Source organism: Synechococcus sp. M16CYN (assembly GCF_040371545.1).
Classification (GTDB): domain Bacteria; phylum Cyanobacteriota; class Cyanobacteriia; order PCC-6307; family Cyanobiaceae; genus Parasynechococcus.
Window position 1 is genome coordinate 367773 of the sequence record NZ_AP029048.1, and the last position, 21803, is coordinate 389575.

Annotated in this window: 20 protein-coding genes; 14 read left to right on the forward strand and 6 right to left on the reverse strand. The window is 47.5% G+C overall.

Annotated features, from left to right (window positions below; genetic code table 11):
• Window positions 1–1968, forward strand: a complete 1968-nt coding sequence (gene gyrB, locus ABWV55_RS01700; protein ID WP_353292025.1) for a DNA topoisomerase (ATP-hydrolyzing) subunit B — start codon at window positions 1–3, stop codon at window positions 1966–1968.
• Window positions 1969–2657: 689 nt separating this feature from the next.
• On the opposite strand, the gene ABWV55_RS01705 is transcribed toward gyrB, so the two are convergent.
• On the reverse strand, window positions 2658–3131 hold the full coding sequence (locus tag ABWV55_RS01705) for a glutathione peroxidase (protein WP_353292803.1): 474 nt from the start codon (window positions 3129–3131) through the stop codon (window positions 2658–2660).
• Between the two features lie 8 nt (window positions 3132–3139).
• Window positions 3140–3265, reverse strand: a complete 126-nt coding sequence (locus tag ABWV55_RS01710) for a hypothetical protein (protein ID WP_353292026.1) — start codon at window positions 3263–3265, stop codon at window positions 3140–3142.
• Here ABWV55_RS01710 and mgtE point away from each other — a divergent pair.
• Together mgtE and ABWV55_RS01720 are read left to right on the forward strand one after the other, a co-directional pair.
• Window positions 3257–4666, forward strand: coding sequence for a magnesium transporter (gene mgtE, locus ABWV55_RS01715; protein ID WP_353292027.1), 1410 nt, complete (start codon window positions 3257–3259; stop codon window positions 4664–4666). The two genes, ABWV55_RS01710 and mgtE, sit on opposite strands and share 9 nt — an antisense overlap.
• A gap of 53 nt (window positions 4667–4719) precedes the next feature.
• Entirely contained in the window at window positions 4720–5718 is a 999-nt protein-coding gene (locus ABWV55_RS01720; RefSeq protein WP_353292028.1) for an RpoD/SigA family RNA polymerase sigma factor, read from the forward strand.
• A gap of 1143 nt (window positions 5719–6861) precedes the next feature.
• Here the strand turns inward: ABWV55_RS01720 and ABWV55_RS01725 are convergent.
• Window positions 6862–7815 (reverse strand): alpha/beta fold hydrolase, encoded by a 954-nt coding sequence (locus ABWV55_RS01725; RefSeq protein ID WP_353292029.1) that lies wholly within the window; start codon window positions 7813–7815, stop codon window positions 6862–6864.
• A gap of 152 nt (window positions 7816–7967) precedes the next feature.
• On the opposite strand from ABWV55_RS01725, the gene ABWV55_RS01730 reads away from it, so the two are divergent.
• Together ABWV55_RS01730 and ABWV55_RS01735 are read left to right on the forward strand one after the other, a co-directional pair.
• Window positions 7968–8099: a hypothetical protein gene (locus ABWV55_RS01730; RefSeq protein ID WP_353292030.1), complete on the forward strand. Its 132-nt coding sequence runs from the start codon at window positions 7968–7970 to the stop codon at window positions 8097–8099.
• A 723-nt stretch (window positions 8100–8822) separates the two neighbouring features.
• Window positions 8823–9572 carry a beta-1,6-N-acetylglucosaminyltransferase gene (locus ABWV55_RS01735; protein ID WP_353292031.1) on the forward strand — a complete coding sequence of 250 codons (750 nt, stop codon included), beginning with the start codon at window positions 8823–8825 and terminating at the stop codon, window positions 9570–9572.
• A 1224-nt stretch (window positions 9573–10796) separates the two neighbouring features.
• On the opposite strand, the gene ABWV55_RS01740 is transcribed toward ABWV55_RS01735, so the two are convergent.
• The gene (locus ABWV55_RS01740) at window positions 10797–10928 is read right to left on the reverse strand and encodes a hypothetical protein (RefSeq protein ID WP_353292032.1); all 132 of its coding nucleotides are present in this window, start codon (window positions 10926–10928) and stop codon (window positions 10797–10799) included.
• Window positions 10929–11510: 582 nt separating this feature from the next.
• Between ABWV55_RS01740 and ABWV55_RS01745 the strand changes: the two genes are divergently transcribed.
• The gene (locus tag ABWV55_RS01745; RefSeq protein WP_353292033.1) at window positions 11511–12479 is read left to right on the forward strand and encodes a carbohydrate kinase; all 969 of its coding nucleotides are present in this window, start codon (window positions 11511–11513) and stop codon (window positions 12477–12479) included.
• Between the two features lie 30 nt (window positions 12480–12509).
• Here ABWV55_RS01745 and tsaE read toward each other — a convergent pair whose 3' ends face one another.
• The gene (gene tsaE / locus ABWV55_RS01750; protein WP_353292034.1) at window positions 12510–13100 is read right to left on the reverse strand and encodes a tRNA (adenosine(37)-N6)-threonylcarbamoyltransferase complex ATPase subunit type 1 TsaE; all 591 of its coding nucleotides are present in this window, start codon (window positions 13098–13100) and stop codon (window positions 12510–12512) included.
• Between tsaE and ahcY the strand changes: the two genes are divergently transcribed.
• Complete coding sequence (ahcY, locus tag ABWV55_RS01755) at window positions 13082–14512, forward strand: adenosylhomocysteinase (RefSeq protein ID WP_353292035.1); 1431 nt, start codon at window positions 13082–13084, stop codon at window positions 14510–14512. The two genes, tsaE and ahcY, sit on opposite strands and share 19 nt — an antisense overlap.
• Window positions 14513–14558: 46 nt before the next feature.
• On the forward strand, window positions 14559–15218 hold the full coding sequence (locus ABWV55_RS01760; protein ID WP_353292036.1) for a DedA family protein: 660 nt from the start codon (window positions 14559–14561) through the stop codon (window positions 15216–15218).
• Between the two features lie 13 nt (window positions 15219–15231).
• Here ABWV55_RS01760 and ABWV55_RS01765 read toward each other — a convergent pair whose 3' ends face one another.
• Window positions 15232–15612, reverse strand: coding sequence for a single-stranded DNA-binding protein (locus ABWV55_RS01765; protein WP_353292037.1), 381 nt, complete (start codon window positions 15610–15612; stop codon window positions 15232–15234).
• 150 nt (window positions 15613–15762) lie between these two features.
• Between ABWV55_RS01765 and ABWV55_RS01770 the strand changes: the two genes are divergently transcribed.
• The 6 genes from ABWV55_RS01770 (at window position 15763) to lysS (ending at window position 21802) form a co-directional block, all read left to right on the forward strand.
• A complete protein-coding gene (locus ABWV55_RS01770) occupies window positions 15763–16815 on the forward strand; it encodes a rod shape-determining protein (protein WP_353292038.1) in 1053 nt (350 codons plus the stop codon).
• Between the two features lie 4 nt (window positions 16816–16819).
• Window positions 16820–17566: a rod shape-determining protein MreC gene (gene mreC / locus ABWV55_RS01775; RefSeq protein WP_353292039.1), complete on the forward strand. Its 747-nt coding sequence runs from the start codon at window positions 16820–16822 to the stop codon at window positions 17564–17566.
• A 2-nt stretch (window positions 17567–17568) separates the two neighbouring features.
• Window positions 17569–18078 carry a rod shape-determining protein MreD gene (locus ABWV55_RS01780; protein ID WP_353292040.1) on the forward strand — a complete coding sequence of 170 codons (510 nt, stop codon included), beginning with the start codon at window positions 17569–17571 and terminating at the stop codon, window positions 18076–18078.
• Window positions 18075–19385, forward strand: a complete 1311-nt coding sequence (locus ABWV55_RS01785) for an extracellular solute-binding protein (protein WP_353292041.1) — start codon at window positions 18075–18077, stop codon at window positions 19383–19385. The genes ABWV55_RS01780 and ABWV55_RS01785 overlap by 4 nt, the downstream gene beginning before the upstream one ends.
• Window positions 19386–19475: 90 nt before the next feature.
• On the forward strand, window positions 19476–20237 hold the full coding sequence (gene rpaB / locus ABWV55_RS01790) for a response regulator transcription factor RpaB (RefSeq protein WP_353292042.1): 762 nt from the start codon (window positions 19476–19478) through the stop codon (window positions 20235–20237).
• A 56-nt stretch (window positions 20238–20293) separates the two neighbouring features.
• Window positions 20294–21802 (forward strand): lysine--tRNA ligase, encoded by a 1509-nt coding sequence (gene lysS / locus ABWV55_RS01795; RefSeq protein WP_353292043.1) that lies wholly within the window; start codon window positions 20294–20296, stop codon window positions 21800–21802.
• The last annotated feature ends 1 nt before the right edge of the window (window position 21803 follow it).

Sequence of the window (21803 nt, forward strand, 5' to 3'; positions counted from 1 at the left end):
ATGAGCGACGCTTCCACGATTCAGAATGCTTATGGCGCCGAGCAGATTCAAGTGCTGGAGGGCTTAGAACCCGTCCGGAAGCGCCCAGGTATGTACATCGGCAGTACCGGTCCCCGGGGGCTTCACCATCTGGTACACGAGGTAGTAGACAACGCAGTGGATGAAGCTCTGGCGGGATATTGTGATCGGATCGTTGTCGTCCTAGGAGACAATGGCTCGGTGTCCGTCAGTGATAACGGACGAGGAATTCCTACAGATGTGCATTCTCGCACCGGGAAGAGTGCTTTAGAAACAGTGCTCACTGTGCTGCACGCCGGCGGCAAATTCGGCACTGGCGGCTACAAGGTGTCTGGTGGTTTGCACGGCGTTGGTTTGTCTGTAGTGAATGCCCTAAGTGAATGGGTACAGGTAACCGTACGTCGTCAAGGCGAGATACACCGTCAGCGTTTTGAACGCGGCAAAGCAACCGGCAGCCTGTTATCCGAGCCCCAACCGGACTCAGAACAGCACATAACCGGTACAACGGTGTGCTTCCGTCCTGATTTTCAAATTTTCACCGACGGTATCACTTTTGATTACGTCACTCTATCCGTCCGGTTGCGTGAACTAGCTTATCTCAATGGTGGTGTTCAAATTGTGTTCCGCGATGAGCGCGAAGCTGCTCGTAGCGAGGCAGGTGAGCCTCATGAAGAGAAATATTGTTATGAAGGCGGCATTAAGGAATATGTGGCCTACGTAAATAAGGAGAAAGAACCCCTACATCCAGACATAATCTACGTTAACTCTGAAAAGGATGGTGTCCAGGTAGAAGCTGCGTTGCAGTGGTGCTCCGATGCCTATTCGGACAGCGTTCTTAGCTTTGCTAACAATATCCGAACAGTTGATGGTGGCACACATATCGAGGGCCTTAAAACAGTACTCACACGCACACTCAATGCTTTTGCTAAAAAACTCGGTAAACGCAAAGAAACTGACTCAAACTTGGCAGGTGAAAACATCCGCGAAGGTCTAACGGTGGTGTTATCAGTAAAGGTACCGGAGCCCGAATTTGAAGGTCAAACAAAAACTAGGCTTGGAAATACCGAGGTACGCAGCATTGTCGACAACTTGGTGGGTGAGGCTCTGAGTCAATTCTTGGAATTCAATCCTTCGGTGATTACTTCGATTCTGGAGAAAGCAATTCAAGCCTTCAACGCTGCTGAAGCAGCGCGGCGGGCACGTGAACTAGTGCGCCGTAAGAGTGTTCTGGAAAGTTCAACTCTTCCTGGTAAATTAGCCGATTGCAGCTCTCGCGACCCTAGTGAGTCAGAGATTTACATTGTAGAAGGTGATTCGGCTGGTGGTTCAGCCAAACAAGGACGTGATCGTCGCTTCCAAGCTATTCTTCCTCTACGGGGTAAGATTTTGAATATTGAAAAAACTGACGATGCTAAAATTTATAAAAATGCTGAGATCCAAGCCCTAATTACAGCCCTAGGATTGGGAATTAAAGGCGACGATTTTGATCAAAAAAACTTACGCTACAATCGTATTGTTATAATGACAGACGCAGACGTTGATGGCGCTCATATCCGTACCTTGATCCTTACATTCTTCTATCGTTATCAAAAAGAATTAGTTGAAGGTGGTTATATCTACATTGCGTGTCCTCCGCTTTACAAAATTGAACGCGGTAAGAATCACACTTACTGTTATAATAATTCAGATTTGCAAAAAACTCTCAAAAGTTTTGGTGAAAAAGCTAGTTATACGATTCAACGCTTTAAGGGTCTGGGTGAAATGATGCCCAAACAATTATGGGAGACTACAATGGATCCTACCACACGAATGATGAAGCGGATTGAGATTGAAGATGCTTTAGAGGCTGATCGTATTTTCACAATCTTGATGGGAGACAAAGTGGCTCCCCGCCGAGAGTTTATTGAAACCCATAGCGCTGAACTCGACATGATGGCGCTTGATATTTGATGGGCCCCGTATTAGAATGGAATTGGTTATTAGGAGTAATATTGATAGCACCAACGGCACTACCTGCCGGTGGTGCTGGGAGCTGTTAGCCTCAGATTCGTCACCGCGCTGGTGCCGATCACCTGCATCTCTTAGCTAACTCTCCTTTTCGCCTAAGACCACTATTAATAGCACCGTGCTTGCCCACATTTGAGGTTAGCGCATCATTGCATCTACTACGTTGATGGCCAGCTGCCGATGGCAAAGACTGAGTGCATGTGCAGCTCATATCTGAAGATCGATCCCGTGGTTGGCTCCACGCTTGATACTATATCGCTGGTCCCAAGAGCCTAGGTCGTGATTGGGTGCTAGTTGGATTGAAGCTAGCTTTTCGAAAACCTAAGCACCTTCTACATTTTTCACTTTTGCTATGAGACTTGTTTGATAAGTCGCGTGCTGACGGTCAACTCGTGATTGCTATCTTGCCGTGCTCATCCTGGCGACTGGATAATTTCTCCCAATTATGCCTATGTTGAGTAAATATTGCGAGTGCTGGGTCACTAGTCAGCTTCGGTGGTTCAATCTCTAACACCTGTACTGTATCAGGTGTTAGAGATTGAAGTTAGATCTGCGCTCCGAACTGGCCCCTCTCTAGAGCCATAGAACAAAATTTCAATTCCCGATTGTACTGAACAGGCCCGAGCTAGAGTTCAGACAGCCAGTGCTGCTTCGATGGGGGTCTTAAGCGAATCAGGCGTTACGTCGCTCTTATAGCGGGCTATCACTGTACTATCTTTTGCTATCAAAAACTTCTCGAAATTCCAAGCAACATCACCTACCGGCTCAGTTTTGTTCAAAGTCGTATAGGGCTCAGTCGTATCCCCTTTAGCATGCACTTTACTGAAGAGTTCGAAGTCGACGCCAAATTGGGTAGAGCAAAAGTTCTTGATTTCATCGAGCGTTCCCGGTTCCTGAGCGCCAAAGTCATTGCAAGGGAAACCAAGCACAGCCAGCCCCTTGCCCGCGTAAGCCTTATTTAGAGCTTGCAGACCGGCGTATTGCTTGGTAAACCCGCAACGGCTTGCCACATTCACGATTAGCAGCACCTTGCCTGCGTAATCACCAAGAGACTTTGTTGTGCCATCAGAGGATTTCACAGAAACGTCACTGACGTTGATCGTCATAGCTGAGGTCAAGTATTTCGGAAGATTAACCGGCTGTAGCGACCATACACCTGAAATTCCACCCGAAGAAGCATGATGGAGGTGACGGGGACTGAAAAAGGCAGATCACGGTCGAACTTGAGCTGATGGCACAAGCCGTAAGTCAACAACTGGAGGCGATGCTGTCTGTCGGAAATTACGACGCAGTGAAGTTGTTGCTCGAACCAATACAGGCGGTGGATATCGCTGAGGCGATCGGCAGTTTACCCACTACCCTTCAGGCTATTGCTTTTCGTTTACTGGGAAAGAACGAAGCGATCAGTGTCTATGAATATTTAGACAATGCGACGCAACAGAATCTGTTGGTTCTGTTGCGCTCGGGTGAGATGCGCGAGGTTGTAGAAGAGATGTCACCCGACGATCGGGCGCGGCTATTCGAAGAGCTACCCGCCAAGGTAGTGCGCCAATTACTGACCGAGCTTAGTGCGGAAGAGCGCAGGGTGACCGCTGAATTGCTCGGCTACAAGGCGGAAACCGCCGGCCGCCTAATGACGACGGAGTATATCGCTTTAAAGGAGAATCAGACTGCTGCTGTGGCCTTGGAAATTATTCGTCTTCGCGCTCGTGAAACAGAAACTATTTATTCGCTATATGTCACGGATGCCAAACGCTGCCTCACTGGAATTCTGTCGTTGCGGGATTTAGTAACCGCTGATCTAAGCGCGCGAATTAGCGATGTTATGGCTAGCGATGTTCTCAGTGTTTCGACGGATACCGATCAGGAGAAAGTGGCACGCACCATTCAGCGTTACGATTTTCTGGCGGTGCCTGTGGTGGATTCAGAAAAGCGCTTGGTGGGAATCATCACCGTCGATGATATCATCGACGTGATTGAGCAAGAAGCCACTCGCGACTTCTATGCTGCTGGGGCCGTCCAGGCTGGTGACGACGACGACTATTTTAGCAGCAGCCTTTTCGTTGTAGCTCGGCGGCGGGTTATCTGGCTTGTTGTGCTCGTAGCGGCAAGCTTTTTCACCTCGGAGGTGATTGCCGCCAATGAAGAGATTCTTGAGCAAGTGGTGCTTCTGGCAGCCTTCATTCCTCTGCTTGGTGGAGCTGGCGGAAACGTTGGTGCCCAGAGCTCAACCGTAGTGATTCGTGGTTTAAGTACCCAGAGTATCTCAGCCTTAGGAAGCCTACAGGCTGTAGTGATGCGGGAGATGTTAGCCGGTGCTCTTCTCGGAGTATTAATGATGGGTCTTGTGCTGCCTTTTGCTTGGTGGCGTGGTGAAAGCGCCTTAATAGGCTTATCCGTAGGCATCAGCCTCCTTGCCATAACAACAATGGCAGCTACAGCAGGTGCAGCTTTCCCGCTCTTATTCGATCGGATGGGGCTTGATCCAGCTCTGATGTCTACCCCATTCATAACTACATGTACAGACGTAGCAGGCACGTTGATCTATCTGAAGACAGCGGAGTGGTTGCTGCGCAATCTACCTGAACTAGGGCAAATAACAAGTATTTCTACTCTATTTCTGGCTGCTGCCTCTTTTTGAGAACTCGTTTACGTTTCTTAGGAGTACGCTTTACATAGCTAAACAGAAGCGCCATGGCTCTCGTCGCTACCGCTGCTTCAAAACCAGCAAATCCTTCCCGTACTGTTGGTGTTGATGTCGACTTGGTGCGTTCTTATCTACGCGACATCGGACGCGTTCCCTTACTCACCCATGAACAAGAGATCACCTTGGGTCGTCAAGTTCAGGAACTCATGGCGATTGAAGCCCTGGAGTTGGAGCTAGAAAGCAGAGATGGCATCAAGCCAGCACACGAACAGCTCGCTAAGGTAGTTGGAGTTACAAGTGTGCAACTCAAGCGCAAATTGCAGCATGGTCGCCGAGCCAAAGAGCGGATGGTGGCGGCTAATCTGCGCTTGGTCGTCAGCGTTGCCAAGAAATACACCAAGCGAAACATGGAGCTTCTGGATTTGATTCAGGAAGGAACTATTGGTCTTGTGCGCGGCGTTGAGAAGTTTGATCCTACACGTGGCTATAAGTTTTCTACATATGCCTATTGGTGGATACGTCAGGGTATCACCCGTGCCATTGCGGAGAAGAGCCGCACAATCCGGTTACCAATTCATATCACCGAGATGTTGAATAAGTTGAAGAAAGGTCAGCGGGAGTTGAGCCAAGAATTAGGGCGTACTCCTACCGTTACTGAACTTGCTGAATGTGTAGAACTTCCGGAAGATGAAGTTAAAGATTTGATGTGTCGTGCCCGTCAGCCTGTGAGTTTAGAGATGAAAGTTGGTGATGGTGACGATACGGAACTGTTGGAATTGCTTTCCGGAAATAATGAACTCCCTAGCGACCAAGTAGAAGAGGATTGCCTAAAAGGCGACCTTCGCAGCTTGCTTGAACAGCTACCCCGTCTTCAAGAACAAGTTCTGCGCATGCGCTTTGGCATGGATGGTGAAGACCCCATGAGTCTTACCGGAATCGGACGTATTCTAGGAATGAGCCGTGACCGAGTTAGAAATCTAGAACGTGATGGTTTGGCTGGGCTTCGTCGTGTGAGTAATCGGGTTGAAGCATACATAGCTTGCTAATTGGATAATGCTTGCTCAATTCTACTTGCAGCTGTGTAAATACAAACATACTAGAACCGGATTATTACTTAAACATTAATCTTCTAATCGATCTTTCTGACAGCGGCAGAGGATTAATTCAGAAATTAGATATAAAGGCGAAAATATTGTTGTTGCTCGTAAATTTCACGACCTATTAGCCATTTATGTAAATTTTACGTATGTGTGCGTAGCAAATAACTTAGCAAAGGTTATCGTCAGCTAACTATGTATAATGGTTTCGAAAAAGCAAAAAAATTTATACTTTTTGCTGTTAAAATTAAATTATTCTTATGGTTGCTGATTTAATAGTTTTAGTTGCGTTAATGTATTTTTATTTAGTATCACATGATTTCTCATTTAACAGGGTATAATATTTGAATGTTTTAGAGTAGCTATATTATGGATATGTTATAGCAATTAACTAGAATGATAATTTTAATCACTGATCTGTGCTTAGGTAAGATAATGGTGTCGGTCTTCAGACGGTTTGTTTACGGAAACTGCGCGCGTATCGCGATCAGAATCGGCAAAAGCATTAGCCAGTAAAGTCTTAGCTAAGAGTGTTTACCAAAGCAGCTAATAAACTACACTTAAATTTAATTAGAACACAAAAAAGAAAAAATCGTGAAGGGCAAAAATTAAATATTATTTAAGTTTTAATTTTAAACACAGTTAAGCTTTGCTAGCGGAAGAGCTGAGCAGCGTTCCAACGCTGAAATTAATTTATAAACTATTTATGCAAGGCCCAATTACGTCTTCTTCATGGCTTTAGCCTTTCTTTAACTTTAAAAACTTTTTGTCAAATTTTTACACCTATATTAACTACTAGAAATAGCTAACTATGATTTAGTCTTTCTCTTCCAAGCTTATTAAAACAGCACTTTGTAGCCCGACTTTTTAACCAACAATGTTATTTACAATGAAAACTCTTGACTGGGATGCATTAATGAATTATTTAGCTGACTTTATCAAATGATGTCTCAGTATTAAAGTTAAGTTCACTCAACTTTGACGTATGATAGCTTTGAAACTTCTAAAGTGTCAGTGGGTTGATTAAGAATCACAAGGCGATCCGTCAAGTATAGGATTGAAATACTTAATATTATTAACCTGCCCGTTGGTCTAAGAGGCTGACCTATGAGTTGCTCGAGAAGATTCCATAATCAACTTAAGCCTCTCTTTAAGCAGTGTATTCACAGCGTCTGGTGTTTCATCATGCGGGCAATGACCGGCTCCAGGGATTACATTGAACGAGTTCACACAACTGATCTGCTCGGCCCAACGCTTGGCTTCAGCAAGTGGTTCCCAGGGGTCTTGTTCTCCCCAAACTAAATCAACCGGTACCATCAGCTTTTTCATCAATTGTGGTGCTAAGTGGTCATTGAATAGATTAATGAAACCGTGAAACGCTTCGGCTGCGCCGTCGCGTTGAGTTGGTTGGTAAATGAGTTCGACTAGCTCATCATCGATGTTTTGGCCACTGGGGTAGGCTTGCTTCAATATATTTCGGATGACGCCAGGGTGGGCAGCATTCTTAAATAGAATCGTACTCAACCAATGCTGGCGCACCATTTTTTTTAGGAGGGGGCGGATCCAGGTCATCCAGGCAGGTTGCGTCACTAATTGCTTGTCGTCCATGAGCCGTTGGGCGCAATTGATGAGCATCACACGCCGGCAACGGTCCGGTCCCAGCAGTTGAGCGGCCCTTAGGGCCACCACTCCACCGATGGAGTTACCAACGAGTACCATCGGTCGGTTGATCACAGCCCGACAAAAATCAGCGGTTTGATGTCCCCAAAGATCAAAGCTGTAGCAAACGGCTGAACTATTTACAGGCTCATCTTGGAGTCTGGCACGAGGCTGATCACTTCGTCCAAAACCAAGCAGGTCGATGGCATAGGTAGGAGCCAGTTCAGCAAGAACGGGTTGGTTGAAGCGCCAATGGCTAGCGTTGGCTCCGAATCCATGAATTAATAGCACCGCTATTGATGCTGTTTGATCCCCGGCCAACGACCATCCAACTCGGTGACTCTCCCATGTCCAGAACGCCTGCATCGGGGAGAAGGTAGCAGTCATTCAGAGAGCGTGTACTGGTATTGAACTTTGGCGCCTAAAGGTCCGCGGCGCAAATAGTCGCTTCTTTTTTTACTGCCGCATACAACCTGGGGTAAAAACACTTAATAAGAGCACGGTATCTATCGTTAGTTCATCAAAGATCACAGTACCTCATGGTTGTTGCTGGCGAGACTCAGATCGCTTGGCAGCGCTGGTCATGTCAGTCCAACCATCAGAGAATTCTAGAACTAAGGCGTCCCAAAGCCAGTCCGATCATCACATCTAAACGCACTCTTCTTCTTTGATTCCGTTAGTTTCTCTACTTTAAGGTTGATAAGTTATTAATCTGAAGAGTAATGGCGTTGCTGCTAGTCAGATGTCAGTTAACAGTTCCTAAGCTTCGAATTGAAATTGTGATAGGTTATTTTTGTATAGTTCTAATAACCAAGATCTGCGAGATAATCCAAGTGTGCAGATGTTTAGATTTTTTCGTTATTGTGTTACGGCTTTGAATAATTTGCGGATATAAAAACTGTGTTGAAGGGCATTTATTCTAAAAGTAATTTTTCTGTTTTTCGGCTGTAATCAACCAATTTATATCAATTTTTCGAATTTCAAGATAATTGAAGAGATTGAGTTGTTCATATAGCGCAAAAGTGCTGCTATATACAATAGTTTACTTTATGGCATAAAATTTCGATATTATTTTTTAGTTTCTAGTAACCAGTTTTATTGCTAAGAATAAAAAGTATTTCAACAAAATTAGGCGAATAAAAGTTCCGTAAGATAATGTAATTTTCTACATAATTAGACTAAGTAAATAACTAGATTAATTATATTTTTAGCTATTTATGCGTAACTTTATTTAGAAAAACAATATTAGTAGCTACAATTGTAATTTTGATACAAATCAAAATTACATTATATAAAGAAGGTAGGTTTAGATTAGCGAGTAAAAGCTTAGAAGCTATTGCAAACTTAATTTTTAACATGTTACTCTAAAGTTTATAGAATTTATTGAGCAAAGGATGAAAACCGGCTTTTGTTTCTTAGTCAAAGAAAGTCTGAATAATTGTTCCCTCTGGGAACAATTTTTGCATTCTGCAATGCCTAATTCATTTGGGCTTTATGTACATGCCAAAACATCATCACCTCGACCTGTACTTTCTGAATCCTGTATTGATCTAGAGCCATTGGATACAGCTTGGGGTGACCGAAGTCTTGTTGCAGCGACTCAACGTTTACTGTCTATAGCAGTCGATGATGGCTGTGATTCGATGGTTTTAGTTTCAGGCGACATGCTACCGTTGCAGCCTTTTGATTGGATTCAATCTTTCTGTAAACAAACGCGTTTTTCATTGCAGCAGAAGGTGGGACTAGATCAACAGCAGACTATTGCTAACGCAATGCGATTTGCTCGTATTGCACCTTATTTTGGGCTTCCTATCAATCAACTAAAAAAGCAAAATATGTTTTTTATAATGACGCGTAATGATTTTTGCAGAATTTGCGAGAATGCAAGTATAATGAGCTTTCCTTTACTAGAATTAGCTGACGAGTATTACTGGGTAAATCATGCAATTCGTATTGGCGCCGAATGGAAGTCTTCCAACGTCGTTTTTTGTAATCCTGATCCTACGAGAACGCAAGCTCTAAATATGGAACTGACGCCAAAGCTTCTACATTTTTGTCGTTCCGTCGACTACGGTTTTATTCGCAAGGTAGCTGGTATTGATGCACAAGCTGTCGCGGATCTGATCAATGTATACGCTTTATAGTTGCTTGTATTTAGATCGAACAGAATAATATTTATATGCATAATTATTATTTGAGTATATCTGTCTAACAGATGTTCCGCAGGGTTGGTAAGCTTCGTTGGCTTCGATCTGCCAAAAGCGTTTCTCAATTGACTCATCCTATAAAACTGTTACGGCTGTAAGTTGTTTTACACAAAACATTATGCATAAATTGAAATCACATAGTTTTTATGTGTTGGATTTTGAGTTGCTACCGCTAGATCTTTTAGTAAGCTTACATCAGAGTTATGGCTACTTTATCTACTCCGTCTGTTACGGCAAATTTATACAACCAAGGAATTGTTATAACCGGTTCTAGAAGCTTTTTCTTCGAGAAAAATGCCTATTTTTGTTTAGAAACATGGAAATCAAATTGTCTATGCACTGTGCCCTGCAATTGAACTAGACGGATTTTTTCTGTAGCTGAGATGATAGCTAACTGAGAACATCATCTTGCATGTATTCGAAGTTGTTTTAAAGGTAGGGCGTGTTCACTTTTATTCTTGGCTCGACTGAGGCCTGGCGTAACTATTGGACAGGCTTAATTGACCAGTATCTCCTGGTGTTTTTGCAGGTAATTCTAACTCCGCTACCATTCAATTTGTCAATTTTAGTTTCTCTCAAATGATTCGCGTATTTGAGTGTTTTCTTCGGGCTCGTAAAGATCATCATTAAAATTATTGCTTGCCTAAGATTTTCCTAACGGTATCTCCGATACCGTCAACAGCAACGGCTAGTGGACGTTATGTTCTACTAGTTATAGTTAAGCTCAAAGCGGTGCTCCGCGCATTTGAATTGCAACCGCGCTATTTATTTGCTGATTACTTTCTGAGTTATGAAATCATTTTTTATTTTGCTGCTGGTTGACATTTATTTGATCAAAACCTGTGAACGTTTAGTGAATGGCGAGTATGTAGATTAACAGATTGTTTCTTATAGGGTCATGCCTGCCCAAAATGCCTATAGACGTTTTTTCGCTGAATTTAGTACGCCATCGTTGATTGTTAAGGACACCTCATGCAGGAATTGATTTGCGAGGAGAAATTACTCGATCGAGAACTAAATGGTTAGGCAATTGATCCACTTTATTTAGTACGTCTTACACCCGAGTACTTGAACAAGCGGCCTTTTTGCATTTAGAACTGGAGCCGTACCTCTGTTTTTATTCCATTGGGACGCCACTATTGTAACTATTACTGAGTTGCGCTACTGCACAGGTGTTAAATCGGACGATTTGCTGGGATATACCAAGATCAGAATAACTCTTGAAGGTATTCGATCGACTTGATCAGCTTCCTCACCGATGCGCGAGGTTTTACCACGATTGTCGAATGCCACAGAGCTATTGGGAGATCTAGACCCAGATTCAGCCGTGGTTTTTGTTAATCCTCTGTTTTGGTTTACGTTCTTCTTATCTAGTTGGGTGTTGAAATATTCATTTTAAAGAGCAGTTCCATCGATGTACTGGACAGCTAACCACTCCGTTAGCTTTGACTCATCTTAACGATTTGGCATGAGACTTTTCTGTTACGTGGAACTGTTTCATAGTTATCTGTCATTTGATCCACAGGAAGATCTTAGCGCTGAGATTTTGTTTAATATCATTCAAGCTTGGACTTCAAAGTACCAATTTGGGTTTGGTGCTTTCCTGATTGCTGTGTTTCTTTTAGGCATCATATTGATTCAGAAGCTCATGATCAACTCTATGTCTGGCGACTGCGCCATTCCAATAGTCTCTATCGATTGATTTCTACTCCTTTTCAGTTGTTAGATCCGGTTAAGAAAAGTACTTTACCCCGTTATGGGGGTGGACCGAGTCATGGCAATGCAGCTTTTGCTAAAAGGCTCCGAATCACATTCTTAATTTCGTACGTTTTTCTAGGTCCAACACCACAATGATGGAAGTACCAAATGTGCTTTGTGGGTTTGTTAAAGACAAAAACAATCCTTTGCTTAGGAGAAGCACTTGTTGATCGCCTAGGTCCTCTTGGCGGAGATCCATCGCAGGACCGACCTGTCAATGATCAGCTTGGAGGAGCTCCCGCTAATGTGGCCTGCGGCTTGGCCAGACTAGGAACACCTGTTGTTTTTGCAGGTCGTTTGGGGTTAGACCCAATCGGCGATGCGTTTTGCCAGTTGTTTGACGAGCGCCACATTGATACAACTTGTTTGCAGCGTGATCAGCAACGACCATCACGGATAGTTTTGGTGCGTCGTTCCTTAAAGGGTGAACGCCTGTTTCAGGGATTTATTAACAATTGGGGATTGGGTTTTGCCGATCAGGCTCTGACCAAGCAAGCTCTACCAAGGGTGAGCTGGTTGCTGATCGGAACCATCCCTTTGGCGTCGCCAGCTTCAGCGAGTGCGCTTCGCGCCGCGCTACAGGAAATGCGATGTCGCGATACTGCTATAGCGCTGGATGTGAATTGGCGCCCTACATTTTGGAATACAACAGCAGACCCAGCTGCTGGCCCTCAGCCAGAACAGATCTCGCTCATTAGCCCACTTCTACAGCAAGCGTCGCTCATCAAGCTTGCTCGCGAAGAGGCTCTGTGGTTCTTCTCCACAGATCGGCCTACAGTAATCTCCCGGGCATTGCCCCGGCATCCAGATGTTGTCGTGACCGACGGCGCTAAACCAATACACTGGTTCCTTAATGGTGTTACCGGCATGCAGCCGGCGTTCCGACCTAAACAAGTAGTGGATACCACTGGAGCTGGGGACGCTTTTATGGCAGGCCTGTTGCATAGATGGCAATCTCCACCGACGGAGCGAGTTCGTTTTGCTGCAGCTTGCGGCGCCCTCGTTTGCGGTGGTACAGGTGCCATCGATCCGCAGCCAACAGATAATGAGGTGGGGCTATTTCTAAACCAACAGAAACATTATTGATGGCTGGAGCGGCCATACATAAGCCAGCCATTAGCTTCCGAGAATATGAATCAGGTCCGATGCCACCCAATTCAGTTCATTTTGAGACCCCCCTGGTGCAATGATTTGGGCATATCGACCCACTCCGTCTTTATGGGAGAGTTCTACTTTCCATGCTTCCGGTAAATCCAGGCTGAGGCGTACGGCCCATTCCACAGCTAGGAAGGCACCGATAGCTTTGGCTTCTTCATCTTCTTGCAGAAAGATGTCGTTGGCTGTTTTGGGGTTCTCCAAGCGATAGAGGTCAAGATGTATGAGAGGTGGACTCCCATCTGGGTAATGCTGGGCCAAAGCAAAAGTGGGACTGGTGATAGGTTCATAAATACCGAGTCCCGCGGCAATCCCTTGCACTAATGAGGTTTTACCAGTCCCTAGTGGTCCTTCTAAAAGTAGAATGGTGCCCGCTGGAAGCCATTTGCTCATTTTCTTGCCCAATGCCTGAGTGGCTTTGAGGTCGGACAAATAGATGGACATACTCAGTAAGGTGATGATGTCATGAGTCCGAAGCTTCGGATCCTCTGCATAAATTCCAGTCCATGTTCTCCCTACGGAGCTAGAAGGCCATGGTGGTAGCGCCCACAACCGCGACCGAGCCTAAGCTCGGCGTTGACTATGTCATTGCTGATATCAACCTGGCCAATTTTGGTCGGAAAGAGCTTGATATCGCCGAAACTGAGATGCCTGGATTGATGGCTCTCCGGGCCAAGTACGGCAAAGAAAAGCCTTTAAAAGGGGCTCGGATTGCCGGTTCTTTGCATATGACAATTCAAACCGCAGTGTTGATTGAAACCTTAAAAGATCTCGGTGCAGATGTGCGCTGGGCTTCTTGCAATGTTTTCTCCACTCAGGATCATGCAGCGGCTGCTATCGCAGCTCGTGGTATTCCTGTGTTTGCGGTGAAGGGAGAAACCCTTGAGGAATATTGGACTTATACCCATCGCATCCTCGAGTGGAGTGATGGCGGTGCTCCCAATATGATTCTCGATGACGGTGGAGATGCAACTGGTCTCCTAATACTTGGTACGAAGGCTGAACAAGACATCACTGTTCTCGATAACCCTTCCAGCAAAGAAGAGACTTACTTGTTTGCTTCGATCAAAAAGAAGCTCGTTGAAGATCCCACTTTCTATAGTTGTACTAGAGCGGCAATCCAAGGTGTGACCGAAGAAACCACCACAGGTGTGGCACGCCTCTACAAAATGCAGAAGAGCGGTGAGCTGCCCTTCCCTGCCATCAATGTCAACGATTCGGTCACCAAGAGTAAATTCGACAACCTTTACGGCTGCCGCGAGTCTTTAGTGGACAGCATCAAGCGCGCTACGGATGCGATGATAGCCGGTAAGCAGGCTCTTGTAATCGGTTATGGCGATGTAGGTAAAGGATCTGCTCAATCACTCCGCAGTCTTGGTGCCATTGTATGCATTGCCGAAGTGGATCCTATCTGCGCATTGCAAGCAGCGATGGAGGGCTATCGCGTTGTCCGTCTGGAAGATGTAGCGGATCAGATGGACATTTTTGTTACGGCTACTGGTAACTGTCAGGTGATTCGAAATGAGCATTTAATAGAGATGAAGGATGAAGCAATCGTGTGCAATATCGGTCATTTCGATAATGAAATTGATGTAGCGTCATTGAAAGACTATGCCTGGGACAACATAAAACCCCAGGTTGATCACATCACCTTACCTAACGGCAACAGGATTATCCTTCTTGCTGAAGGTCGTTTGGTGAACTTGGGCTGCGCTACCGGTCACCCGAGCTTCGTGATGAGCAACTCTTTTACGAATCAGGTATTGGCTCAGATTGAGCTATTTACCAAAAGTAATGAATACGGTAAGAGGGTGTACGTCCTACCCAAACATCTTGATGAGATGGTGGCTCGTCTTCATTTAGAAAAGATCGGTGCTAATCTAACCGAGCTCAGCAAAGATCAAGCCGATTATATTAATGTGCCGATAGAAGGCCCCTACAAACCTGACCATTATCGATACTGATCTTGTTAAGCCTTGTGGAATATTTGCGCGGTTGCACGCGAGCTCCATGGTGCTTTCTGATCTTATTGCCCGTTTGCCTGAGCTCATTGATCAAGCAGTTGATACTAATCAGTGGCTGGGATACATCGCAATTTTTACGGCGATGTTTTTGGAAAATCTGTTTCCCCCTATCCCCTCAGAGTTAATCATGCCTTTGGGAGGCTTTTATGTGCAGCAAGGACAACTGCAGTTACTGCCGGTTGTGTTGGCAGGTCTTTTGGGAACCGTACTTGGAGCTTTATCTTGGTATGGAATTGGTCGTCTAGTCAATGAGGAACGTATTGAACTTTGGCTCAGTCACCATGGCCACTGGATTGGGATTAGTCCAAAACAACTCGACCGAAATCGTCGTTGGTTTAGCCGTTATGGCACAGCATTAGTCTTCTGGGGACGACTTGTCCCAGGTATTCGTACCCTGGTCTCCGTTCCCGCAGGCATTGAGATGATGCCCCTTACGCTATTTCTGGTATGGACGACCGCTAGTAGTCTTATTTGGATGATTCTTCTCACTGTGGCCGGCATAGTGATGGGAGAGGGCTATAGCAACATTGGGCTTTGGATCGATCCCGTTTCGAAAGTAATCAAAGTGATAATTGTAGTCGCCATAGCGAGCGCTGTAATCTGGATTGGTTTACATATCTGGCATCGCCGCAATTCCGTTGATTAAGTTGTGAGTGGTCTCAGAAAGGAATTTCCTCTTCTAAGGCTTGATCGCCGAAGTTGCTGCCTCTGGCTTCTTGGTTGTCTCGCTTAGAACTTAGTAATTCAAGACGATCCACGCGTATGACGGGTTTGGTGCGCTCCTCCCCATTGTTTCGATCAGTCCAACGATCTAATTTGAAGCTGCCGATGATTCCTAGTAGGGATCCCTTTTTCACATAATCAGCGGCCACCTGGGCTTGTTTGCCCCAGATTTCCAGATTGAACCAATCCGGCTCGTCATCGCGGCGGCGGCGGTTGACAGCCATGGTGCAATTGGCCACCATGTTGCCAGATTCGAAATAGCGCACTTCGGGGTCGCGACCGGCACGACCAACAAGAGTGACAGAATTGACGCTCATTGAAAAACTACCCCTGAATGATGAATGATGTTTGTCATGTTGCGCCAAGGCTGAAATAGCCGAATTGAGAAGGTTTTATCCAGGCGACCAGTTGTAGCAAGCAACTCTCGAGTTCGCCCTTATGATCCAACGACTCAAGCCACGGTATCCGTGCTGTTTCGTCGTTTTCAGCTGTCGCGTGATATCGGCATCGACCTTGGCACTGCTAATACCTTAATTTATGTCTCTGGTCGAGGCATTGTTTTGCAGGAGCCCTCTGTAGTGGCGCTCGATTTAGAGCGGGGTACCACTTTGGCCGTGGGCGATGAAGCAAAATTGATGTTGGGTCGTACCCCTAGCAACATTCGTGCCGTTCGTCCATTGAGAGACGGTGTAATCGCTGATTTCGATGCGGCCGAGCAAATGCTTAAGACCTTCATTGCCAAGGGCAATGAAGGTCGTGGCATCTTGGCGCCTCGTTTAGTAGTAGGGATTCCAAGCGGCGTTACCGGTGTAGAACGCCGTGCTGTTCGTGAAGCTGGAATGGCAGGTGCTCGAGAGGTTCACTTAATTGATGAGCCTGTGGCAGCTGCAATCGGCGCTGGTCTTCCCGTCACCGAACCAGTAGGCACAATGATTGTGGATATCGGAGGCGGTACTGCCGAAGTGGCAGTAATTAGTCTTGGCGGCACAGTTCTCAGTGAATCAGTACGAGTAGCTGGAGACGAGATTAGTGATGCGATTGGTGTATACCTAAAAAAGGTGCACAACATGGTGGTAGGTGAGCGCACCGCGGAGGACATCAAGATTCGGATCGGTTCCGCCTTTTTAGATGATGAGTTTGATCAGCAATCAATGGATGTACGCGGTCTACATTTGGTTTCCGGACTTCCTCGAACCATCAATCTCAAGGCTGGCGACTTGCGTGAGGCGATTGCTGAGCCTCTGAATGTAATCGTAGAGGCGGTGAAACGCACCCTGGAGCGTACACCGCCAGAATTGGCTGCTGACATCGTTGACCGCGGTATCATGTTAGCCGGCGGTGGTGCATTAGTACGCGGTATCAGTGACTTAATTAGTCATGAGACCGGCATTTTTGTTCATATTGCTGAAGATCCTCTGTTGTGCGTTGTGAATGGTTGTGGTCAAGTGTTAGAGGATTGGGAACGTCTGAAGCGGGTAGTGGATACGCCAGAGTTTGTCCGTTCTACGTCTAACGCCTGAGGCCATGACCCCGTTCCTTCGGCCCGGCAGGAGCCGTCGGCGCGGGTTGGGACAACTCAGTCTCTGGTCACTATTGGTGGTCGGTTTGTTGCTGGTGCGTTTCAGTAAAGGGGTGGGTTTCACGGATATTTATGCGTTGATTACCCGTCCGTTCTGGCCGGGACCAACACAGCGCGATTGGATCGTTTCCGCAACCGATCTAGAGAATCAGGCTCGTTTGCAGTTATTAGAACAAGACAACCGCCGACTACGGCAGTTGTTGGAGCTCCAGCGCGATGGATCAAGCCGAGGAGATGTGGCAGCAGCCGTGATTGCTCGGTCACCTCGGGGTTGGTGGCAGCAACTAGAGCTTGGTAAAGGTGCGCTGCATGGGTTGAGCGTAGGGAATGCTGTACTTGGACCAGGTGGTTTGGTTGGTCGGGTTGCTAGCGTGACGCCGGCAACATCTCGGGTAAAGTTGCTTACAGCGCCAGGACATGAGATTGGAGTATGGCTCCCCCGCTCTCGTAGTCATGGCTTGTTAGTAGGTCACGGCAACAGTCGCCTTGCATTGCGTTTCATTGACAAAGATCCAGATGCGCGGCCGGGGGATCTTGTGACCACCTCTCCCGCTAGCACACTGTTGCCTCCGAATGTATCAATTGGGGTGATCCAATCGATTGATAGTCGTGCCGTACCGGCACCGATCGCGATGGTGCAGTTGATCGCTACTCCCGAGGCCATTGATTGGGTTCAGGTACGCACTCGTTAGGCATGGCTCGATTGCACCGACAACCGATCTGTGTAGCCTCGGCCCTTTTAGTGCCTTTGTTAGTACTGGGCTCTCCAAGATGGCTCAGTATTGATGGCGTAGGACCGGCCTGGGTACTGTTGTGGTTATTGCCTTGGGCTCTGGTTGATGGTCCTGTGTCTGGTGGTTTGGCCGGTGTCGCGTTAGGACTCATTCTTGATGGTCTCAATCTTGGCGAGCTAAGCCAGATTCCGGCACTTCTCGTATTGGGTTGGTGGTGGGGACAGCTGGGTCGTCAGGGTAGGACTATCCAACGCAGCTTAAATCTGGGTTTGTTGGCCTGGATCGGATCGGTTGGCCTGGGATTGAGTCTTCTATTGCAACTACTGATTTGCCAAGGCGGGAGTCTCCATCCTTTAATGCAAAGTTGGGGGTGGCAGACCCTATGGAGTCAAGCCTTAATTACAGGTTTACTGGCTCCAATGATGGTGTCTTTGCAGTTATTGCTTTGGCGTACAAAGGCTCTGTCATGAGTATTCAGCTGACACGTCGAAAATTGCTGCTATCAGGGGTTGCCGCCGGATTGGCGGCTTGTGGGCGCCGTTACCACGGCCCGGAGCTGAATCTATGGACCTTACAGCTGGCTCCTAAGTTCAATCCCTACTTTACCGATCTGACGGCAGCCTGGGCAACAGTCTATCCCCAAAATCCACTGCGCTGGTCCGATCTACCTTGGGGTTCAGTGGAACGCAAACTTCTATCCTCAGTTTACGCCCGTACAGCACCGGATGTGGTGAATCTGAATCCCCCCTTTGCGGCCAGTCTAGCTAGTAAAGGAGGGTTGACAAATCTCACGCCTTTATTGCCATCAAGCGCTGCAAAACGCTATCTACCATCAGTTTGGCAGGCTTGCCGCAACCAAGAAGCTGGGCAGTTTGCTGTGCCTTGGTATCTCACAGTCCGGCTCAGCTTAGTGAATCGCCAACTCTTGGATCAAGCCGGCATTGCATCGCCGCCGACTTGCTGGGATCAAGTTCCAGCGTTTGCCAAGCGCATCCGCGAACGGACAGGGCGTTACGGCCTTTTTCTTACAATGGTTCCGGATGACTCCGTCGAGATGCTCGAGGTCTTGGTGCAAATGGGAGTCACGCTGCTGGATGCGCGCCGACGATCAGCCTTTAATAGTGCCGCTGGCTTACGCGCTTTTCGATTTTGGACCGAGCTCTATCAGGAGGGGTTACTACCTCGTGAAGTGGTGAGTCAGGGTCAGCGACGGGCTATTGAGTTGTTCCAGAGCGAAGACTTAGCCATGGCGGCCACAGGAGCGGAGTTCTTGCGCAGCATTCAAACCAATGCTCCTAGGGTCGCCGCAGTGACCGAGTCGCATCCTCCGGTCACGGGCATAGATGGTACAGCCAATGTAGCCCTAATGATGTTGGCCGTGCCCCGTCAGAGCAAAAAGCAGGCCTTGGCAGTTAAACTGGCCCTGTTCCTTACCGGTGCTGCCAACCAGCTGCGTTTCGCCAATGAAGCACAGGTGCTTCCGTCGTCGACAAAAGCCTTAGCGATGGTTCTTGCTCAGTTGCAGCAGGAACGAATAATGACTGCCGAGCAACAGCAAATTCGTCAGGCTCGTTTACTGTCGGCCATCACGTTGAAGCGAGCACGAGTTTTGGTACCGGCCTTACCAGGAATTAAGCAGTTACAAAAGATTCTTTACACCCAGTTACAGCGTGCCATGCTGGGCCAGATCGGCAGCGATGAGGCGCTAAAGACCGCCTCTGATGAATGGGATTATTACGCGGCTTCTCGCGAACCCTTAAAAAGGCTCGATTCTTAAAATAATCGATAACCAGCTTGTAGGACAATGCTTTTGTTTCTGTTTTGATCCCCTGACCGGTAAAGTTTCGACTCATTAAGCGTGGTGCCGATGACGGATGACTTGCCGTCGCAATCGGGTACAACAGTCCTGGTTGTTGATGACGAAGCCGCGGTACGCCGCGTCTTGGTCATGCGTTTGCAGCTTTCTGGATACCGCGTCATCTGTGCTGAGGATGGCGAGCAAGCCTTGGAGTTATTTCACAGCGAGTCTCCTGACCTCGTAGTTCTCGACGTGATGTTGCCCAAGCTTGACGGCTTCGCGGTGTGTCGTCGTCTTCGCGCCGAGTCGTGTGTGCCGATTATCTTTTTGTCAGCGGTCGAAGCAATTTCCGAACGTGTTGCCGGTCTCGATCTCGGTGCGGACGACTACCTGCCCAAACCATTTAGCCCAAAAGAACTTGAAGCTCGAATTTCTACCATCTTTCGTCGAGTAGGCCGTAGTAATGCTGTTGTGGAAAGCCGCGAGCTTTTGGCAGGCCAAGGTGTGCTGCGCCTTGGAGAGCTGGTAGTCGACACTAACCGTCGTCAGGTAACCCGTGGTGTTGAACGTATCAATCTCACTTACACCGAGTTCAGTTTGTTAGAGCTGTTGTTCCGTGATCCAGGTCGCGTTGTGCCCCGAGCCGAGATCTTGGAACAGCTCTGGGGTTATCCACCTCGCCGCGCTGCGGACCTTCGCGTAGTTGACGTGTACGTAGCGAGGTTACGTGGCAAGCTTGAACCTGACCCAAGAAACCCTGAACTAATCCTCACTGTGCGCGGTATAGGCTATTCATCCCAGCGCATAGGTGAGGCTTCCGCCACTGCTTAGGATTCCCCTGGACGGGCAAAATATATACCGACTTTTCACTTACCCCTGCTGCTGCTTTGTCTGAGCTGCGCGATACCCGTCTCGAAAAGGCAAACACCTTGGCGGAGTTGGGACAGGGTCCCTATGCCTCAACCTTTAACCCCAGCCACCGCATGGCTGAGCTTCAGTCAAATCATGCCGACCTCCTTAATGGTGAGGAACGCGACGTCACCGTGTCTATTGCAGGTCGTGTTATGACCCGTCGAGTATTAGGCAAGCTTGCCTTTTTCACCCTTGTCGACGAAACCGGCACCATTCAGCTCTTCCTTGAAGAAACTGGTCTGGAAGCACAACAGGAAGGCTGGTTTAAGCAGATCACGACTTTGGTAGATACCGGTGACTGGTTGGGTGTCAGCGGAAGCTTGCGTCGTACTGATCGTGGTGAATTATCGGTGAAGGTGCATGATTGGCGCATGCTAAGCAAGTCCCTGCAACCGCTGCCCAACAAATGGCATGGTTTGGTGGATGTGGAGAAGCGCTACCGTCAGCGTTATCTTGACCTGATTGTGTCCCCCCAGTCACGTGAGACTTTTCGGCGTAGAGCCTTGCTGGTGAGTGGCATTCGACGCTGGTTGGATGAGCGACAGTTTCTTGAGATTGAGACGCCGGTGTTGCAATCAGAAGTGGGCGGGGCGGATGCGCGGCCGTTCGTCACCCACCACAATACTCTTGATTTGTCCTTGTATTTACGCATTGCGACCGAGCTGCACCTCAAACGTCTAGTGGTAGGTGGTTTTGAACGGGTGTATGAGCTTGGTCGTATCTTCCGTAACGAAGGGACCAGCACTCGTCATAATCCCGAGTTCACTTCGATTGAGGTTTACCAGGCTTATTCAGACTACATCGGGATGATGAAGCTTACAGAAGCAATGATTGCTGAAGTATGCCAACAGGTTTGTGGTAAAACCCAAATTACATACCAAAACAAAGAAATTGATCTCACACCGCCTTGGCGGCGGGCCACCATGCATGAGTTGGTGTACAAAGCAACGGGTTTGAATTTCAATGAATTCATGAGCCGAGAACAGGCGGCTGAAGAAATGGAGGCGGTTGGGCTCGAGGTTTCGGACACCGCTGACTGCATAGGTCGTCTGCTCAATGCAGCTTTTGAACAACGAGTGGAAGCAAACCTGATTCAGCCCACCTTTGTGATTGATTACCCGATTGAGATTTCGCCCTTGGCTCGCAAGCACCGCAGCAAGCCTGGTTTAGTGGAGCGCTTTGAGCTATTCATTGTGGGTCGGGAGACTGCCAATGCTTTTAGTGAATTGATTGATCCCGTGGATCAGCGGGAGCGGCTTGAGGCACAGCAGGCCCGCAAAGCTACTGGAGACCTGGAAGCGCAAGGTTTAGATGAGGACTTCATCGAGGCATTGGAAGTGGGCATGCCCCCCACTGGTGGTCTGGGGATTGGGATCGACCGTTTAGTGATGTTGCTCACCGATAGCCCTTCCATTCGCGATGTGATTGCTTTCCCTCTCTTACGTCCGGAGTCTTCAGCAAAGGGTGCACCTGCGATGGGATAAT

Excerpts from the sequence above, each read along its gene's own strand:
- gyrB (WP_353292025.1), top strand. The coding sequence starts at position 1 with ATGAGCGACGCTTCCACGATTCAGAATGCTTATGGCGCCGAGCAGATT.
- ABWV55_RS01705 (WP_353292803.1), bottom strand. The coding sequence starts at position 3,131 with ATGACGATCAACGTCAGTGACGTTTCTGTGAAATCCTCTGATGGCACA.
- mgtE (WP_353292027.1), top strand. The coding sequence starts at position 3,257 with ATGGCACAAGCCGTAAGTCAACAACTGGAGGCGATGCTGTCTGTCGGA.
- ABWV55_RS01720 (WP_353292028.1), top strand. The coding sequence starts at position 4,720 with ATGGCTCTCGTCGCTACCGCTGCTTCAAAACCAGCAAATCCTTCCCGT.
- ABWV55_RS01725 (WP_353292029.1), bottom strand. The coding sequence starts at position 7,815 with ATGACTGCTACCTTCTCCCCGATGCAGGCGTTCTGGACATGGGAGAGT.
- ABWV55_RS01730 (WP_353292030.1), top strand. The coding sequence starts at position 7,968 with ATGGTTGTTGCTGGCGAGACTCAGATCGCTTGGCAGCGCTGGTCATGT.
- ABWV55_RS01735 (WP_353292031.1), top strand. The coding sequence starts at position 8,823 with ATGAAAACCGGCTTTTGTTTCTTAGTCAAAGAAAGTCTGAATAATTGT.
- ahcY (WP_353292035.1), top strand. The coding sequence starts at position 13,082 with ATGGTGGTAGCGCCCACAACCGCGACCGAGCCTAAGCTCGGCGTTGAC.
- ABWV55_RS01760 (WP_353292036.1), top strand. The coding sequence starts at position 14,559 with ATGGTGCTTTCTGATCTTATTGCCCGTTTGCCTGAGCTCATTGATCAA.
- ABWV55_RS01765 (WP_353292037.1), bottom strand. The coding sequence starts at position 15,612 with ATGAGCGTCAATTCTGTCACTCTTGTTGGTCGTGCCGGTCGCGACCCC.
- mreC (WP_353292039.1), top strand. The coding sequence starts at position 16,820 with ATGACCCCGTTCCTTCGGCCCGGCAGGAGCCGTCGGCGCGGGTTGGGA.
- ABWV55_RS01780 (WP_353292040.1), top strand. The coding sequence starts at position 17,569 with ATGGCTCGATTGCACCGACAACCGATCTGTGTAGCCTCGGCCCTTTTA.
- ABWV55_RS01785 (WP_353292041.1), top strand. The coding sequence starts at position 18,075 with ATGAGTATTCAGCTGACACGTCGAAAATTGCTGCTATCAGGGGTTGCC.
- rpaB (WP_353292042.1), top strand. The coding sequence starts at position 19,476 with ATGACGGATGACTTGCCGTCGCAATCGGGTACAACAGTCCTGGTTGTT.